The following is a 17,615-nucleotide window of genomic DNA, read 5'->3' on the forward strand; positions in this document are numbered from 1 at the left end:
ATGAAATACATAAAATTCTTAATCCTTGTCCTATTTATTTCAGCCTGTCAAGCGCAGGAATCACGCATTATCATTGAAAAGAAACTCATATCCAATTGGTCAGACTACCCTATTTACTCCTATTTAACCGACACCATTAATGGTCAGGTCACCTGGAAAACCCAATACCAGTATTTAGATCAAATCAATGTATATGGTATTACCTATTTAAGTGATGGTCTCAAAATTAAGGGGTTGTTAGTAGAGCCTAGAGACACTAGTCAAAAGTATCCTTGTATTATATTCAATCGTGGCGGTATTTTGGGTCTCTAAAAATTGCTCATGGCGCCATAACAATGGGGCAATTAGCCAAGGAAGGCTATGTGGTTATTGCCAGCCAATACCGTGGTAATGCGGGTGGCGAAGGCCAGGAAGAATTTGGCGGAAAGGATGTGAATGATGTGGTGATACTCACAGAGGCCTTAAAGGAAATTGCCGTTGCTGATGCTAGTAATATTGGGATGTACGGCTGGAGCCGTGGTGGTATGATGACTTATATTGCCTTAACCAAAACCGATAAGATAAAAGCTGCTGCTGTTGGTGGTGCCGTGTCCGATAATTTTGCATCCATTGCCGATAGACCTGAAATGGAAACGGGTGTTTTGGCTGAATTAATTCCAAATTATGAGCTGAATAAGGAAACCGAATTAATAAAACGCTCGGCTGTTCGTTGGGCTGACAAGTTTTCCAAAGAGGTGCCCATACTCCTATTGCATGGCAATGCCGACTGGCGGGTAAAACCCGAACAAAGCCTTAAAATGGCATTAGAGTTTGAGAAATATCGGGTGCCATACCGATTGATTATGTTTGAAGGTGGCGATCACGGTATTTCAGAACATAAACAGGAAGTTAACGAGCAAGTCATTAATTGGTTTAACCGATTTCTAAAAAATGGTGAAAGCTTGCCTAATATGGAGTATCATGGAGAGTAAACCGTTTCATCACATGTTGTGTTTGCTTGCGCCTATCACTAGTGATGATGAAACAACAAAAATTCCGAATACTCCTTGTTTGAAAATATAAGCTTATATTTATTACGTATGAAAACAAATTGTGTTTCATTATAACCAGCTCTAAACCAATGATAAAAGTCTTTAGATTATCGCAACAGGGCGGAGCGTTAAAAAAAGGTTTGGAAAACCTTTTTAGCGAATGAGCCAGTTTGTCGCGATGGAAAAAGCAAAATTAAAGGTCTAGTAGAATCCTCATGAAAATGGGGATGGTGGAGATAGCCGCTTGCGGAAAGCTAAAAATTAAAATATGTGAAATATGATTAAGTTTTTCAGACACATACGTCAATCACTCCTCATGGAAAATAAACCCAGAAAACCTGCCTTGCCGGCAGGCAGGTACCTAAAATATGCCATGGGAGAAATTGTACTTGTTGTTATTGGGATTTTGATTGCGCTTCAAGTCAATAATTGGAATCAAAACCGCCAAAATAACCAAAAAGAGATCGAGATCCTTCTTGGAGTTGAACAGGAACTAAATGAATTAATTAAGCGATTGGAATTCTGGGCCAAGGTAAATAAAACTGGAGAAAAGCTTGTAAGCAAAGTACTAGAGTTTGACCAGACCAACGCCAATAAAAAAACGATGGATTCATTATTCTCCTCTATTATTTATGTAAATGTATTTGACAAAGGTGGTGGGTTTCTTGAGACATTGATAAATGATGGCAAATTTGACTTGATCAAAGACCCACTCATTCGTCAGCAGTTATCGCGTTGGCCAGACAGAATAGAAGATATTCACACTAATGATCTATCCGTAAGAGGTCTTGTTTGGCATGAGATGATACCTTTTTTAGCTGAATTTGGAGTCCCTGAATTCACCTGTGATAAAGGGCAAACTTACTGCTTCAAGGACGAACCAATATCCGAAAACTATTTACAGTTATTAGAAAACAAGAAGTTTAAAGCCCTATTGCGATTAAGAAAAATTGGATTTACAGGGATTATGCTCGACCATCAAGCAAAGGCTAACGAAGCCAAAAAGACATTGAAACTCATACAGACATTTTTAAAAAATGCTGAATAAAGAAATAGGTTCGTGCTCGTATCTACACAAATTTGCTATTTTCGGTGCACAGCTGAAAATCCTAGCAGATTTTCATTCAACTTACAATACAAACCATTGACCAAAAAAATTGATAGAAATAAAAATTAAAGGAGGGTTTAATGATGGCTTAACGGCTACACAAGTTAATCAGGTTTTAATGTTTTCTGAAGTTAAAAAAAAGTGGTTTAAGCCTGATTTAATTATTGTTTACGATGGATATAGAAAACCACAAATTTCAATAAAACACGCTATTGGCACCTTAAACACAAAATATAAAATAATAGATCAAGCCGATACAATAGTTAATACCATAACATTGATAAAAAATGGTGTTATTGAATTTGCAAATGGTCAGAAGATTTTATTTAAGAAGAAAACGTTTAATTTGATTATGAATCCCTATTCTGAAATATTGTTTGAAAACAAAAAAATAGGATATATTAACAATAAAAAACTAAAATTATTTGAACTTGATTTCACTCTATTTTTAGAAGAAACTTATGAAAACCTTTTAGACTCAATTCTAACATATATCCTTATAGCAGAATCAAATAACGATAGATATGGTGATGGTTGAGTCTTAAAGCTACCTCTATATAGTATATTTTCAATTTCCACCACTGATTCCGCACTTATCATTGACCATCGTACCTGCGTTATTGTTTGTCGCACTTCAGTAATTAGACGGCACACTCAAGTTATTGGTAGGTACATTTTTATGGTAGACTGGCACAAAGCTTTGATTGGGTAACACAAACGTCATTCTGAACTTGATTAACTCTGTTGAATCTTCTATTTTCTAACAGAAATTACTAAACTGAAAATAAACGCTAGCTTAACCCGTAAAAAATGCACAATACATATAGAAAAACCACTTAATAATTGCTATTACCGTTTTAAAAGAAAACGTTCTCCTTACACCCCTTTTATAAACTCAATACTTTTTAGAACAATATTATTTAAGGCTTGTGGCAACGCATTTGTTTCCCACGGGTGTTTAGAATTAAAAACATGATTGGCGTCAGGTATGAGAAATAAATCCGAATTTTTATTCCATATATGTAATGCTTCCGCTTCCGAAAATGAAATAGATGTATCTTCTAAACCATGAACAATAAGCATCGGACCGGTTATTTTTTTCATGGTATTTTCGATATTTAAGCGTTCTTTATTGGCCATGAAATCTTCATAAAATTGGAAATTGTGAGGCATTTTTTGATTGGTTCGGCTATTTAAAACATACTTGACACCATCTTTTCGCCATTGTTCCAAATCGCCAATGGTGGCCGTTCTTTTACCAAAATCACAAATACTGGCCCAAGTAACTAATTTGCTAATGCGACTATCTTCACTCGTTTTAATAATGGCAATACCACCTCCTCTAGAATGACCAATAACGGTTATGTTGGTAACATCTATGTCTTCAATGAAATGATTCTTTTCTGAAAGCAAAAAATTAACCATTGAATCCAAATCATCGAGTTCTTTAGAATAGTTATTCTCGGCAAAAGCTTCCAAATCTGGAAAATCGATAGGATCCTCAATCGTTCCACCATTGTGGGAGAAATTGAACTTTACAAAAAACAAACCAGCTTTAGCAAATTTTTTAGCTACCAAATCCCATGCTCCCCAGTCTTTAAATCCCTTGTAACCATGACAAAAAATGACTAAAGGTTTTTTCATGTTGTCATCCTTAAAAAAGGCATCCCAAAGTATTGGTTTTTTTTCCTGTGTATAAAGAATATTATTTTTTTGAATCATTTTTTAAAGGTAATTATTTTAAAAGAAACACACGTTATTATTACGTTCATAAGCTTTTAATTAATTAAATCTATCTCGTATGATATTTTTTTGGCACGTTGTTTGTTTTTAATGATGTGAGTTTAATTAAAACCCTGACATTATGAAAAAAATAATCTATCTATTAACAGCGCTATTGGTTACCAGTACCGGTGTTAATGCCGCTACAACCACCAAAGCAGACACTAGTTTAGAGAATACAACCTACAGAGGATATGGTGAAAATTTCATCTTTGTTGAGGGTGGTATTGAGTTCTCCATATTCCCAGATGGCCAATTTGATTTTTATATGCCGCATTATGGTCCTAATGTCAACGTAGCCATTAATACACCAGGCGTGAGTATTAGTTTTAATTCCGGATATGACTATAATCCATTTATACAGTATGATGAATTTGGTGCGATAATCCAAATAGAGCATGTGCCCGTGTTTTATGACTTCTATGGACGGGTTATTCAAGTCGGTGATATTTTTATCAACTATAATGCGTTTGGTCATATTTCGCGTGTAGGTGGGCTTTATGTGCACTACAACCGCTTTAATAGATTCTCATATTGTACGGGATTTATCAATCCATTTAATCGCGTGTACGTTTTTAGACCATGGCACACTTATTATAGAATTCCCGCCATAAACCATTGTGTGGTTTTTAACAGACCTTACAGACAGTATTACACGCCTGTTAGATACACTTATACTACACCTTATCGTAATAATTACAGACGTACAACAGCCGTTGCCAGCAGACGTGGGAATACTATTTACAGAAGTCGCGATCTGGCTACCGTAAGCCATAGAGATGGAAGACGCGGTGATGCTGTTACCAATGCGACGCGTTCAACCAGACGTCAGTTAAGCACGAACTCTGATAGAACAACCCGTAATAATCGTTCGGCGATTTCTCAACGCCCTGAAAGAAACAATAGAACCAATAGCATTGAAAGCAAGCCCAGAACCAGAGGGACTGCAAGCAGTATGGGCAAACCAAATAGAAGTAGCGAACAAGTAAAACCGCGCACTACAAAGCCTGCCCATAAAGCGCAAGTACGTAATTCTAGAAGTAACCCTGTGGGATATTCGGGTACTAACCGTAATGCTTCAGGAAAAACGACGACTCATAGAAAAAATAGCACTTTTGGAAAACCAAAAGCCTCTAATTCTCGTATATCTAATAAAGGAAATAAAACAACTACTAGAGGATCCAAATCAAGATGGCAATCTGGTAGAGGACGATAAAAATTTTTTGGTTGGTTAGTTAGAAAGTCCTGCGAATAGTATGCCTCAAAGCACATTCGTGGGATTTTCTCGTTTTAACGCTTCAGCAGTTTATTAATAATAGCGGTAATATCTTCAGAAAAATCAAGGGCATACACAATGAATCCATAAAACGCTGAAATGAGTATGGATTTGATAGTAATATTCACCAAGGGATGAAAACCAAAATCCCAAAAATAGAACATACCCAAACTCACAATTATGAGCATCATAACTTTAGATGTGTTCAACGTGAAAGGCAACATTTTAAACCTGTAATTCACAAACCATATTTTAGCCAAATTGTAAAGCAATACTGCAATGAATGTGGCTGCTGCTGCCCCATTGATACCGTATAGTGGTATAAAAACCATATTGAGTACAATTGTTAAAACAGCGAGAAAAACACCCAAAATCAAAACCATGCGATAGTAATCACTATTAAACAAAATGGCGTTATTATTACCCAATAAACTATCAATTAGTTTTGACACACCAATGATAAAAACTATCAATAAGCCATCCACATAGCTATCGTTGATTAATTTGTACAGTTCATTGATGTTGAGGATAATCATTAAAAATATAAATCCGCTAATAATAAACAGATTGAGTGAACTCTTTTGATAGAGTAATTTCAACTCATATTTGTTATTCTCATTTAAAAGCTTGGCTGTTAACGGACTCACAATCTGGTGCATGGACCGACTGGGCACCCCAATAACTGAAGCAATGTAAATTGCCACACCATAATAGGCCACATTTTCAATAGCCACATACCTATTGAGCATAAACTTATCAATCTCCAAGATAATATTGGCCACTGATCCAGCAATGATAATCAATGAGGTGTACTTTAAAACCGAAGATAAATTGGGAATTTTAGTAATCTTAAATGAAGGAAATCTTAAACTGTATGCATAGAGTTTCATAATGACCATACGCAAGAAATAAACACCTGTAATACCGTAAATCAATTGTTCGACTGTAATCCAATTCATAAATAAGCACAGCAACAATATAGTCGTGCCAACCCTATGAAAGACCTCTTTCATAAAATTGCCAAATACACTCTGCATTTGCACTCTTGACCAGGCATAAAAGACTTCGAAATAGGAAAAACAAATAGCCGTAACAAAAATGAGCCATACATAATTACCCACTATGGTATTATTTCCCATAAACCACTGACTGATACTATCAAAAGCCAAATAACCAATTATTCCCAATGGAATAATGATAGCAAATGGTAAAAACAGCATCAACATTAAAAAGCTATTTTGTGTTTGACGTGTTTTGTAAGATGAATAGAATTTAATAATAGTATTGTGAACCCCAAAAGCCAAAATAGGCATCATCACATTAGCCGTAGACAGGATATAGGTAATCAACCCAAAATACTCATCGCTTAAAAACTGAGTGAATAAAAACAAGACGTTAACAGCCCCTATACTAAACCCGAGATAGGTGATAACCGTGTTTTTAATTGATTGGTTGATAACAATACCCATTTATAAGAGCTCTGCTAAAGTTTTGGTTAATGTTTGTCTGCTATATTTTTGCAGGCCTATTCCATTTGATTGAAGCCTGCCCTTTTTATAACTCAAATAATGCTTGTAAATTACATCTTTTAATTTTTGATGCGCATCATAGTAGAAATAATGCCCTGTGTTGGTTTCCTTTAAAATACCTTCTACATCCGAGCCTTTTGGTCCCAATGCCACAATAGGTCTGTTGGAAACCATATACTCAAATAACTTACCAGGAATAATACACCTGGTATCATCATTATCTATTTCAATGAGCAACAAAATTTGTGACTTTTTTTGATGCACAATAGACTCATTATGTGACACATATCCTATGTTATTTATATAATCACTTATATTGTAAAACTTGATGGATTTCAAGACATCATCACTAACAAAACCAACCAAATTCAATTCAAAATCTTGAGCAAAATCCGTATTTTCATCAATCAATTCCTTCAGTACTAACCATAGTGTTTCTGGGTTTCTTTCGGATAGCAAGGACCCAATATGCGCCATTGAGAATTTTGAATCTAAAGGTGGCTGTGTTATTTTATTCACATCATAGCCATTGGTAATTACCGTAATGTGGCGATTGGTCTTTGGAGTGAATTCGCGTTTTGTAACCTCACTGGTAACTATTAACTGATCAGCCTTTTTAAGTACCCGATTTTCCAGTTCCAAATGTTTCTTTTTAGCCATATTCGTTAATCGCAGCTGTTTGTGGTAACCAATAGTTGTCCAAGGGTCTCTGAAATCGGCAATCCATGTAATTCCTTTGAGCGCTTGCAGTTTTAAACCAATTAGATGTAAGCTATGTGGTGGTCCAGTTGTTATAACGGTTTCAATGTTAAAGTCGTCAATATACGTACTCAAATATTTAACAGAGGGCCTCACCCATTGTTTTCTAGCATCCGGAATAAACAAATTACCTCTAATGAATAGGAGAAATTTATCAATAATAGATTGTGATTTTTCTTTTGGAATGATTCCTTTACTGATTGTTGCCGATTTCTTTTTGGATAACCTCCCTGCCCATTTATAAGGCTCTCTTATAGCCTGTTTGATGATGGTAACATCTTCTGGCACTTCACCAACCAAACTCTCATCCACAATGGGATAATGCGCATTTGAAGGGATATATACTACAGGCTCAATATCATATTTAGGTAAATATTTAACAAACTTCAACCAACGTTGCACTCCAGGCCCTCCTGCTGGTGGCCAATAATAGGTTATGATGAGTACTTTTTTAGGCACTATGTTTTGAGGTTTTCTTGAACTTGTAAAATAAGCCTCCAACTAACAATATCATAAAAATGATACTGCTCGCCAATGAAATTTGACTCCCTGTTTTAACCACCTGTGGGTCAAACTTAAACTCGATAGTATGCTTGCCTGCAGGCACTTCCATACCGCGCAACACATAGTCTACACGAATATGAGGCGCTGGTTCACCATCAACAAAGGATTGCCAACCCTCGCCGTAATAGATTTCAGAAAATACCGCAAACCCCTCATTTGAGTTCGTAGATTCATATTTTATATAATTGGGCTTGTACTCTATTACCGAAATTTGCGCCATTGAATCCACTTGATATACTTTGTTACCTAACGTTTCCTGATCACTGGTTTTGGTGTAGATCGCCTTGGTTTTAGTATCCAAACTATCCAAAAGCATAATTTCTTCGTTGGCAGAAGTAACTAACTGGAGTTCCTTAACAAACCAAGCATTACCATTAGCATCGGTGTTGGTATATGGAAAGACCTGACCTGCTTCATCCTGCGCAATAATATACTTGGCGTTCAACATATTGAGCACATTAATGTTATTCTTGGACAAATGAAAGTCATTCAATTCATTAAATCGTTTGAGTTTAGCAGCATGATAACCACCCAATGAATTATGGAAATAAGCTGCTCGCGCACCTCCAGAAGTTAAATCAAAGACCCTAAAGTGGGTTTTGTCTTTTAGAATTTCAGTATCCGCCTGATTGGGACTAAAAGGTCTATTCACCTGTATTGATGATACAAAATTATCATTGTTAACATAACGTCGATCAACACCTACCAAATCAAATAAAATTAACACAGAGAATGATACTATGGCTATGGTTTCGGATACTTTCTTTTTAATAAATAACCAAACAACCCCTGATGCCAACAAAACTAAAATTAGTGTTCGAAGACTATCCTGCGTAAATATCATTTTTCTGTCAGCTTTAACAGCATCAATGAATGGCTGTCCATAATTTTGTCTGTAAAACCCATCATTAACACCAACAAAATCAAATAAGGTTGATTTCAACAAGAAAACAATTAAAGCAAAGCCTGCTGTAATAGCTACTGAATATTTTAACGCTTTTAATTTGGTTTGTTCATTTTCATAATTATTAAATAATCTCACAAGACCAATAACTGCCAAAACGGGAATACACAACTCCAAGATAACCTGAATGGAACTCACAGCCCTGAATTTGTTGTATAACGGCACATAGTCAATAAAGAAGTCCGTTAAAAACCCAAGGTTTTTGCCGTAGGACAACAGTAGCGACATAATAGTACCACCAACCAGCCACCATTTTAAACGACCTTTGACTAAAAACAATGCCAGAACAAATAGGAAAATCACAACGGCTCCAATGTAAGCGGGTGCTTCCACAATGGGTTGATCTCCCCAATAAGTTGGTATTTGTTTGGTTTCTTCTAATGCTTGCAATGGTGTCGCACCTAAACTCAAAAAATAGTCATAGGATGCGGATTCCCTGCCAACATCCTCATAGCTACCACCACCCATAAATCGGGGTATATACAGATTAAATGTTTCCAAAAATCCATAGCTGTATTCTGTAATGTAATCTTTGCTCAAACCATCGGTTATATCTTTGGGGCTACCATCAGAATTAATAGTCAGTTCACTTTTACTTCTCGTGCTTTCTTTGGCATATTCCTGTGTGGCTAAAAACCCTGTGGCATTTAAACCAACCGCTAAAACAACTGCAACTATTAAAATACCAACTGATTTAAAATAATGTGGCAGCACTTGTTTTTTATGAGCATCTACCAAATAAACCACTCCTAAAAAGATAACCAGCAACATCAAATAGTATGTCATTTGTGGGTGATTGGCGACCAATTCCAATGCTAATGCCAAGACTGTCATGAGAAAACCTAGAATGTACTTTTTCCTGAATGTGAGGATTATACCACTTAAAACCAAAGGCATATAGGCAATTGCATGCGCCTTACTGTTATGTCCTACTCCCAGAATAATAATCAGATAGGTTGAAAACCCAAAGGCTAAAGAGCCCAAAGCTGCCAATTTAAAGTCGACTTTTAGCACGAGTAACAACACGTAGAACCCCAGGAAATAAAGAAACAAATAATCGGCAGGTCTCGGTAAAAACCGCAAGGCTAAATCCAACTGTTTGATATAGTTATTGGGATATTTGGCACCTAATTGGTAAGTAGGCATACCACCAAACGCACTATTGGTCCAATAGGTTTCTTGACCTGTTTCAGCTTTAAAATCCTTTTGTTGTTTAGACATTCCAATGTAATGCTTAATATCATTCTGGAATATCTCTTTTCCTTTTAAAACGGGACTAAAATAAGCTAGTGAAATACAAATAAATCCAATAAGAACCCAGATGTGAGGTAAGCACTTTTTAATAGAAAATTGCATGAATCGGTGTTAATCAATGATTGCGAAAATTAATCAATTTCTTCGTAATCTACATATTCACCAACATTTTTATTTGAAGTTTTGGATTGAGGCATTTTATCAATAACCGTTTCTCCCTCCTTTTTTTGGGGCTCTTGCCGATTGTATTGATTAAATTGCTGCCCGAATTGCTTTTCAGCTTTTTTAGTAACATATCGCAACAATGCAGGGGCAAAAATCCGGGATAGGATCTTAATGCCATAATACACCAACATAATAATTAATATGGTTTTCAACAAGCCAGTAAAAGAAGCTGTTTGCAGCATAGTACTAATTTTTAACAAAAATACGATTCCTAGTGGTTAAATATGGCTTTATATACTTAAAAAAAATATAAAATATCTATATTTGATTCCAAAGCTTAACTTATGAAATCAATTAAAACTATTTTAGTTGTATTTGTTTCTCTTACAACATCTTACTCCTTTTCCCAATATACCGAAGTTATCAATTCCAATAGACCTGGGGTTTCAAGCAGTGCTTTTTCAGTAGGGACCAATGTCATCCAGTTGGAAGTTGGTCCTTACATACTCAATGAAGAACACCGGCCTCTAAAAAGAGATGATAAAAGTATCGGTGTTGATTTTGAAGCACGCTATGGTTTGTTGTGGCCTCAATTGGAACTGAATTTGAAAGGAACTTTTCAGTCTACCAAAAGAGAATACGGAAATGCTTTTTCCAATGAAGAAACCTTAAGTAATTTTAAAACATTGACCATTGGTGCTAAATACTTGGTATATGATCCTTATAAAAATGCCGAGGAAGAAAAACCCAATCTTTATAGCTGGAAAGCCAATCATAGCTTTAAATGGAAACATCTTATTCCAGCTGTCGCCGTATATGCTGGCGCCAATTACGATACCAAAAATAATCCGTTTGTAGCAACTGAAAATGGTTATGTTGAAGGTTTTAGTCCCAAAATCATGGTAGCTACCCAAAATAATTTTGCAGGAGGCTGGGTATTTGTTACCAATTTTATAAAAGACAGAATTGGTACTGACCGATCTGATTTTACTTACATTTTAACTCTAACCAAGTCTATAACCGATCAATGGGTTATTTTTGGTGAAACACAGGGTATTAGCAGTGATTATTATGCAGATAATTTAATTCGTTTTGGCGGTGCCTATTTGTGGCACAAGAATTTTCAATTGGATACTGCATTGACATTCAATACTAAAGATACGCCCTCTGTATTTGGTGTGACTTTGGGCGCTTCCTACCGATTGGATTTCCATGTAGATAAAGAAGAAAGCGATGGCACTTCAGCTGAAGAAGAGCTTGAGAGACGCACCAATAAAGAAGCTCCAAATAGAAAAGAAAGAAAGAAAAATAAAAGAAAAGGCAACGATTTTGATGATGGCCTTAATTAGTAGCAGAAACGATTTATGATAGAACTTTTAGAAGTTAAAAGCAAAAAGGAACTCAAAGCCTTTGTCACTTTCCCTTTCAATTTATACGCAGACTCCAAATATTGGGTACCACCCATCATCACTGATGAAATGGCTACTTTTACCAAAGAAAAGAATCCTGCCTTAGAACATGCCGATGTTCATCTGTATTTAGCTTATAAAAATGGTGCCATTGCTGGTCGTGTAGCTGCCATAATCAACTGGACAGAAGTCCAAGAACAACAGGTTAAAAAAATGCGCTTTGGATGGTTTGATGTCATTGATGATTTTGAGGTTTCAAAAATGTTATTGGATAAAGTCACTGAAATAGGTAAATCCCATAATTTAGAATTCATAGAAGGCCCTGTTGGCTTTTCAAATTTAGATAAGAATGGTGCATTGACAGAAGGTTTTGACCATATTGGCACTATGGCTACCTGGTACAATCACCCTTACTACATTGATCATTTCAATAAATTCGGATTCAAAATAGAAAAAGAATATATAGAAAGTAAGTTTGATTTTAACAAAGCACCTGTCGATCGTTTTAAAAGAGTCAATAAATTAATTAAAGAGCGTTATAATTTAAAACCTGCCAATTTTACGAATTCTAAAGACATCATTCCCTATTTGGATGATATGTTTGCGCTGTTTAATCGCTCATATTCCAAATTATCGACTTTCGTCCCTATTTCGAGCAAACAACAAGAATACTTAAAGAAGAAATTCATCAGTTTTATTAATCCCGAATATATCAAGTTTGTTTTGGATTCTAATGACAACATGGTTGCTTTTGCTATCGTATTGCCGTCTTTTTCACAGGCATTGCAGGAAGTAAAAGGAAAACTCTTTCCTTTTGGATTTTTAAAACTGTTAAAAGCCAAAAAAAATAGCAAAACGGCTTTATTTTATTTAATTGGCGTTGAGCCTCATTATCAAAACAAAGGGGTGACCGCTATTATTTTTGAAGAATTCCATAAATCACTATCCAAATACGGTATAGAAACCTGTATCCGGTTACCAGAATTGGCCGACAATCATGCTTCACATCAGATATGGAAAGATTTTAATGCACAAATCATTAAAAGACGGGCTACTTTCAAGAAACTACTATAAAAAAAAGCCCACTCATCTGAATAGGCTTTAATAAATTCTATAATATATTAAATATATTACTTACTCACCCATGGCAGCTGTAACTGAAGCTGATAAGCGTTTGTAAGTACCATTTTCCAATCGGTTACGAATAGCATCAAATGCGTCTAAAGTTTCCCTGACATCTTCCAATGTATGAGTTGCCGTAGGAATCATTCGCAGTAAAATTAATCCTTTAGGTATCACAGGGTAAACCACTATAGAACAGAATATTCCATAATTTTCACGCAAGTCTTTTACCAATGCCATTGCTTCAGGAATACTACCTTGTAGATATACTGGAGTTACACAACTTTGGGTCGTTCCAATATCAAAACCTCGCTCCTTTAATCCTGATTGTAAAGCATCAACAATGGTCCATAAATTCTTTTTGAGTTCCGGCATGGTACGTAACATATCCAAACGTTTTAAAGCACCAACTACCAATTGCATTTGCAGAGATTTTGCAAACATCTGTGACCTTAAATTATATTTCAAGTAATCTATAATTTCTTTATCGGCAGCTATGAATGCTCCAGTGCTAGCCATAGACTTCGCAAAAGTGGCAAAATACACATCAATGCCATCTTGTACACCTTGTTCCTCACCTGCTCCTGCTCCTGTTGCACCCAAAGTTCCAAAACCATGAGCATCATCAACAAAAAAGCGGAAGTTATATTTTTCCTTAAGAGCTACAATCTCCTTCAGACGACCTTGCTCTCCTCGCATACCAAACACACCTTCAGAAATCACTAAAATACCACCACCAGTTTGTTCAGCCATTTTAGTGGCACGCTCCAAGTTTTTCTCTAAACTCTCTACGTCATTGTGCTTATAGGTAAAGCGCTTACCCATATGTAAACGCACACCATCAATAATACAAGCATGTGCATCAACATCATATACAATAATATCGTCTTTAGAGACCAAAGCGTCAATGGTTGACACCATACCTTGGTATCCAAAATTTAGAAGATAAGCAGCTTCTTTATTAACAAATGCCGCCAACTCGTTTTGTAGTTGCTCATGCAAATCGGTATGACCAGACATCATTCTGGCTCCCATTGGATAAGCAGATCCGTATTTGGCTGCTGCTTCGGCATCCACTTTTCGAACTTCAGGGTTATTGGCTAATCCCAAGTAATCGTTGATACTCCAAGTGATAACTTCTTTACCTTGAAATTTCATACGATTGGATATTTCACCTTCCAATTTTGGGAAAACAAAATAGCCCTCGGCTTGAGAGGCCCATTTCCCTAAAGGCCCTTTATCTCTATATATTTTATCAAATAAATCTTTCATAAAGCCATTAATCTAGTTAGATGCTACAAAATTAAATATTTATAAAATCACAGCATAATAATTTTTGACACTGTTATTAACAAAAAAGATAGCTAACTTTTCAAGAAAAGCTAGCTATCACATATTTTTTTTTTAAACTACTTTATAAACTCAATACTTTCTAAAGCTTCTTCATTTATGCTATCGAAGAAACCTTGTTCATTCATCCACTTGTCACTGTAAATCTTGCTCATGTAACGTGAACCATGATCTGGGAATACCACCACCACATTGGCATCTTTTTCAAATGCACCTTCTTCGTTCAATTGCTTGATTGCCTGCATGGCAGCTCCAGAAGTATACCCAACAAATAATCCTTCAGTTTTAGCAATTTCCCTGGCTGTATGGGCACTCTCTTCATCGGTTACCTTTACAAATTCATCAATGACATCAAACTCTGTAGCGGTTGGAATTAAGTTTTTACCTAAACCTTCAATTCGATATGGATATATTTCCTTTTCATCAAATTCTCTGGTTTCATGATATTTCTTTATAACCGAACCATAGGCATCAACACCAATTACTTTAATGTTAGGGTTTTGTTCTTTTAAATATTTGGCTGTACCAGAAATCGTTCCACCCGTACCACTACAAGCCACTAAATGCGTTATTTTACCTTCCGTTTGCTTCCAAATTTCAGGACCTGTTGATGCATAATGTGCATCGATATTTAATTGATTGAAATACTGGTTAATGTATACCGAACCTTTGATTTCTTGATGTAAACGTTTCGCTACTTCATAATATGACCTTGGATCGTCTGCACTAACATGGGCAGGGCATACATAAACCTTGGCTCCCATGGTTTTCAGCATATCTATTTTATCTAAAGATGACTTTGAACTCACTGCTAAAATGCAATTGTAACCTTTAATGATACTTACCATGGCTATACTGAAACCCGTATTACCTGACGTTGTTTCAATAATGGTGTCTCCTGGTTTTAAAATACCTTGCTTTTCAGCTTGTTCTATAATGTAGAGTGCAATTCTGTCTTTTGAAGAGTGTCCGGGATTAAATGCTTCAACTTTAGCATAATAATTCCCTTTAAATGGTTTTGTGATAGTATTTAATCTAATAAGTGGTGTGTTTCCTACCAAATCCAATACGTTGTCAAAAACTTGATTTTTTTGTCCCATAAAAGTTTTTTAGTGAGCGTTTTTAAATTTATTTAAAATACAGCCCAAAACCTCGCAAAAATACAATTTTTTTTTAACTAGCTATAAATTCCTTCCAAATCCAATAAAAAAGCATACTCCAAAGCAACTTCCTTCAAACTCTCAAATCGACCTGAAGCGCCTCCGTGTCCCGTATCCATATCAACATGAAGTAACAATTTGTTATCACTGGTTTTTAGGTCTCTTAATTTGGCCACCCATTTGGCAGGTTCCCAGTATTGTACCTGTGAATCATGTATCCCTGTTGTTACCAATAAATGCGGGTATTCTTGCCTTGAAACATTATCGTAAGGTGAGTATGATTTCATGTAATTATAATAGACCTCATTATTAGGATTCCCCCATTCATCATATTCGCCAGTAGTCAATGGAATACTATCATCTAACATGGTTGTAACAACATCAACAAATGGTACCGCTGCAATAACCCCATTATAAAGCTTTGGCTCCATGTTTATTACGGCACCCATCAATAATCCTCCAGCTGACCCTCCATAAGCATAAAGATGTTCTGAAGAGGTATAACCTTGTTCAATCAAGTATTTGGAGCAATCGATGAAATCATGGAATGTATTTACTTTTGTTAATAACTTTCCATTTTCGTACCAATCACGACCTAAATATTCTCCGCCACGAATATGTGCGATAGCATAAATAAAGCCCCTGTTCAGCAAACTCAATCTAATAGTTGAAAAATAAGGATCAATAGTAGACCCATAAGACCCATAGGCATATAACAAAAAGGGATTGTTAGCATTTTTTTTCATACCCTTTTTGTAGACAATTGACATGGGAACTTTGACTCCGTCTCTGGCGACAGCCCATACTCGCTCTGACTGGTAATCTTCTTTATTAAAATCTCCTAATACCTCCTGTTCTTTTTGAACAATACTTACTTTAGTTTTAAAATTGTAATCAATTACCGAACTTGGTGTGGTTAAGGAATTAAAAGAGTATCTCAAGACATCACTGTTAAACTCAGGATTGTTGCCTACATAGGCCGTGTAGGTTTCACTATCAAAAGGCAAATAGTAATCTTCCATGCCATCCCAACTGATAACCCGTAGTTTATTGAGTCCGTTTTCACGTTCGTTTAAAACATAATAATCCTTAAATATTTCAATATCTTCAATTAATACATTATCCCTATACGGAAGTACATCTTTCCAGTTTTCAATTCCAGTGGTATTTTCATGAGTCTTTTGCAACTTAAAATTGCTACAACCATCACGATTGGTTATAATATAAAATGAATTCTGATAATGTGAGATGGCATACTCAACGCTTCTTATTCGTTCTTGGAAAATGGAAAAATCCTTGTTTGGAGTATCCGCATTCAAAATTCGATACTCTGAAGTTAATGTACTTGAAGAGCCGATTACAATATATTTTCGAGACTTGGTTTTATATACATAGGTATTGAAAGTTTCATCTTCTTCATGATATACCACTACATCATGCTTCGGGTTTGATTGTAACTCATGCTTGTAGATTTTGTGTGCACGAAGCGTTACTTTGTCCTTTCTGGAATAAAACAAGGTTTTATTATCATTTGCCCATGTACAGCTACCGGTTGTGTTTTCAATTTTATTTTCAAAAATTTCACCAGTAATTAAATCCTTGATTTGAATGGTATACTGCCGTCTACTGACCGTATCAACCGAAAAAGCCGCATACTGGTTATTGGGACTAATAGAAATACCACCCAATTTAAAATAGGCGAAATCTTGTGCCATGATATTGCAATCAAACATAATCTCTTCGGCAGCACTCAAGACTCCCTTTTTTCGAGCATATATTGGATAATCCTTACCCGTTTCATATCTGGTGATATACCAATATCCATTATAAAAATATGGTACGGAAGAATCATCTTCTTTGATTCTTGATTTCATTTCTTCAAAAAGAGCTTTTTGAAGTGGTTCTGTGTGCTTTAAAATGGATTCTGTATAATCGTTTTCAGCTTCTAGATAGGCTCTAACTTCGGGGTTATCACGTTCGTTAAGCCAAAAGTAGTCATCCACACGTACATCGCCATGTTTCTCTAGTTTGTGAGGTTGTTTTTTTGCAACGGGTGCTTTAACGGATTTTTTCAAAAAAAGAAATTTACAAAGCGTCAAAAATATAAAAATTAATAGCTTTGTAATCAATAAAAAAGAATAA

The 17,615-nt window shown here is 35.7% G+C and carries 15 protein-coding genes; 7 read left to right on the plus strand and 8 right to left on the minus strand.

The genetic code is table 11. The features are described from left to right. From ACKXGU_RS01510 to ACKXGU_RS01525, 4 genes are all read left to right on the plus strand, one after another. Complete coding sequence (locus tag ACKXGU_RS01510) at positions 1–312, plus strand: hypothetical protein (RefSeq protein ID WP_463466323.1); 312 nt, start codon at positions 1–3, stop codon at positions 310–312. A gap of 23 nt (positions 313–335) precedes the next feature. Beyond that, a complete protein-coding gene (locus ACKXGU_RS01515; protein ID WP_463466324.1) occupies positions 336–971 on the plus strand; it encodes an alpha/beta hydrolase family protein in 636 nt (211 codons plus the stop codon). 337 nt (positions 972–1,308) lie between these two features. Further along, positions 1,309–2,079: a DUF6090 family protein gene (locus ACKXGU_RS01520; protein WP_463466325.1), complete on the plus strand. Its 771-nt coding sequence runs from the start codon at positions 1,309–1,311 to the stop codon at positions 2,077–2,079. A 109-nt stretch (positions 2,080–2,188) separates the two neighbouring features. After that, a complete protein-coding gene (locus ACKXGU_RS01525) occupies positions 2,189–2,677 on the plus strand; it encodes a hypothetical protein (RefSeq protein ID WP_463466326.1) in 489 nt (162 codons plus the stop codon). A gap of 338 nt (positions 2,678–3,015) precedes the next feature. Here the strand turns inward: ACKXGU_RS01525 and ACKXGU_RS01530 are convergent, their stop codons facing one another. Continuing rightward, positions 3,016–3,861, minus strand: coding sequence for an alpha/beta hydrolase family protein (locus ACKXGU_RS01530; protein ID WP_463466327.1), 846 nt, complete (start codon positions 3,859–3,861; stop codon positions 3,016–3,018). 142 nt (positions 3,862–4,003) lie between these two features. Between ACKXGU_RS01530 and ACKXGU_RS01535 the strand changes: the two genes are divergently transcribed. After that, on the plus strand, positions 4,004–5,137 hold the full coding sequence (locus tag ACKXGU_RS01535) for a hypothetical protein (protein WP_463466328.1): 1,134 nt from the start codon (positions 4,004–4,006) through the stop codon (positions 5,135–5,137). Between the two features lie 74 nt (positions 5,138–5,211). On the opposite strand, the gene ACKXGU_RS01540 is transcribed toward ACKXGU_RS01535, so the two are convergent. From ACKXGU_RS01540 to ACKXGU_RS01555, 4 genes are read right to left on the minus strand one after another with little or no spacing between them, the layout of a single operon-like run. Further along, positions 5,212–6,666 carry a lipopolysaccharide biosynthesis protein gene (locus tag ACKXGU_RS01540; protein ID WP_463466329.1) on the minus strand — a complete coding sequence of 485 codons (1,455 nt, stop codon included), beginning with the start codon at positions 6,664–6,666 and terminating at the stop codon, positions 5,212–5,214. Next, positions 6,667–7,947: a glycosyltransferase gene (locus ACKXGU_RS01545; RefSeq protein ID WP_463467395.1), complete on the minus strand. Its 1,281-nt coding sequence runs from the start codon at positions 7,945–7,947 to the stop codon at positions 6,667–6,669. Next, positions 7,937–10,369, minus strand: coding sequence for a YfhO family protein (locus ACKXGU_RS01550; RefSeq protein WP_463466330.1), 2,433 nt, complete (start codon positions 10,367–10,369; stop codon positions 7,937–7,939). The genes ACKXGU_RS01545 and ACKXGU_RS01550 overlap by 11 nt, the downstream gene beginning before the upstream one ends. A gap of 29 nt (positions 10,370–10,398) precedes the next feature. Continuing rightward, positions 10,399–10,674 (minus strand): DUF4834 family protein, encoded by a 276-nt coding sequence (locus tag ACKXGU_RS01555; protein ID WP_103052225.1) that lies wholly within the window; start codon positions 10,672–10,674, stop codon positions 10,399–10,401. 102 nt (positions 10,675–10,776) lie between these two features. Between ACKXGU_RS01555 and ACKXGU_RS01560 the strand changes: the two genes are divergently transcribed. Next, positions 10,777–11,781 carry a transporter gene (locus ACKXGU_RS01560; RefSeq protein ID WP_463466331.1) on the plus strand — a complete coding sequence of 335 codons (1,005 nt, stop codon included), beginning with the start codon at positions 10,777–10,779 and terminating at the stop codon, positions 11,779–11,781. A gap of 15 nt (positions 11,782–11,796) precedes the next feature. Then, positions 11,797–12,915 carry a GTP cyclohydrolase gene (locus ACKXGU_RS01565; RefSeq protein WP_463466332.1) on the plus strand — a complete coding sequence of 373 codons (1,119 nt, stop codon included), beginning with the start codon at positions 11,797–11,799 and terminating at the stop codon, positions 12,913–12,915. Between the two features lie 60 nt (positions 12,916–12,975). On the opposite strand, the gene ACKXGU_RS01570 is transcribed toward ACKXGU_RS01565, so the two are convergent. From ACKXGU_RS01570 to ACKXGU_RS01580, 3 genes are all read right to left on the minus strand, one after another. Next, entirely contained in the window at positions 12,976–14,235 is a 1,260-nt protein-coding gene (locus ACKXGU_RS01570; RefSeq protein ID WP_463466333.1) for an aminotransferase class I/II-fold pyridoxal phosphate-dependent enzyme, read from the minus strand. 137 nt (positions 14,236–14,372) lie between these two features. Further along, on the minus strand, positions 14,373–15,413 hold the full coding sequence (locus tag ACKXGU_RS01575; protein WP_463466334.1) for a PLP-dependent cysteine synthase family protein: 1,041 nt from the start codon (positions 15,411–15,413) through the stop codon (positions 14,373–14,375). Positions 15,414–15,490: 77 nt separating this feature from the next. Then, positions 15,491–17,548, minus strand: a complete 2,058-nt coding sequence (locus tag ACKXGU_RS01580; protein ID WP_463466335.1) for a S9 family peptidase — start codon at positions 17,546–17,548, stop codon at positions 15,491–15,493. Positions 17,549–17,615 lie beyond the last annotated feature (67 nt).

The organism is Hanstruepera sp. CR43, from assembly GCF_055227665.1.

Bases quoted from the DNA above. Each gene is read 5' to 3' on its own strand.
- ACKXGU_RS01510 (WP_463466323.1), top strand. From the start codon at position 1: ATGAAATACATAAAATTCTTAATCCTTGTCCTATTTATTTCAGCCTGT.
- ACKXGU_RS01515 (WP_463466324.1), top strand. From the start codon at position 336: ATGGGGCAATTAGCCAAGGAAGGCTATGTGGTTATTGCCAGCCAATAC.
- ACKXGU_RS01520 (WP_463466325.1), top strand. From the start codon at position 1,309: ATGATTAAGTTTTTCAGACACATACGTCAATCACTCCTCATGGAAAAT.
- ACKXGU_RS01530 (WP_463466327.1), bottom strand. From the start codon at position 3,861: ATGATTCAAAAAAATAATATTCTTTATACACAGGAAAAAAAACCAATA.
- ACKXGU_RS01535 (WP_463466328.1), top strand. From the start codon at position 4,004: ATGAAAAAAATAATCTATCTATTAACAGCGCTATTGGTTACCAGTACC.
- ACKXGU_RS01540 (WP_463466329.1), bottom strand. From the start codon at position 6,666: ATGGGTATTGTTATCAACCAATCAATTAAAAACACGGTTATCACCTAT.
- ACKXGU_RS01550 (WP_463466330.1), bottom strand. From the start codon at position 10,369: ATGCAATTTTCTATTAAAAAGTGCTTACCTCACATCTGGGTTCTTATT.
- ACKXGU_RS01555 (WP_103052225.1), bottom strand. From the start codon at position 10,674: ATGCTGCAAACAGCTTCTTTTACTGGCTTGTTGAAAACCATATTAATT.
- ACKXGU_RS01560 (WP_463466331.1), top strand. From the start codon at position 10,777: ATGAAATCAATTAAAACTATTTTAGTTGTATTTGTTTCTCTTACAACA.
- ACKXGU_RS01565 (WP_463466332.1), top strand. From the start codon at position 11,797: ATGATAGAACTTTTAGAAGTTAAAAGCAAAAAGGAACTCAAAGCCTTT.
- ACKXGU_RS01570 (WP_463466333.1), bottom strand. From the start codon at position 14,235: ATGAAAGATTTATTTGATAAAATATATAGAGATAAAGGGCCTTTAGGG.
- ACKXGU_RS01575 (WP_463466334.1), bottom strand. From the start codon at position 15,413: ATGGGACAAAAAAATCAAGTTTTTGACAACGTATTGGATTTGGTAGGA.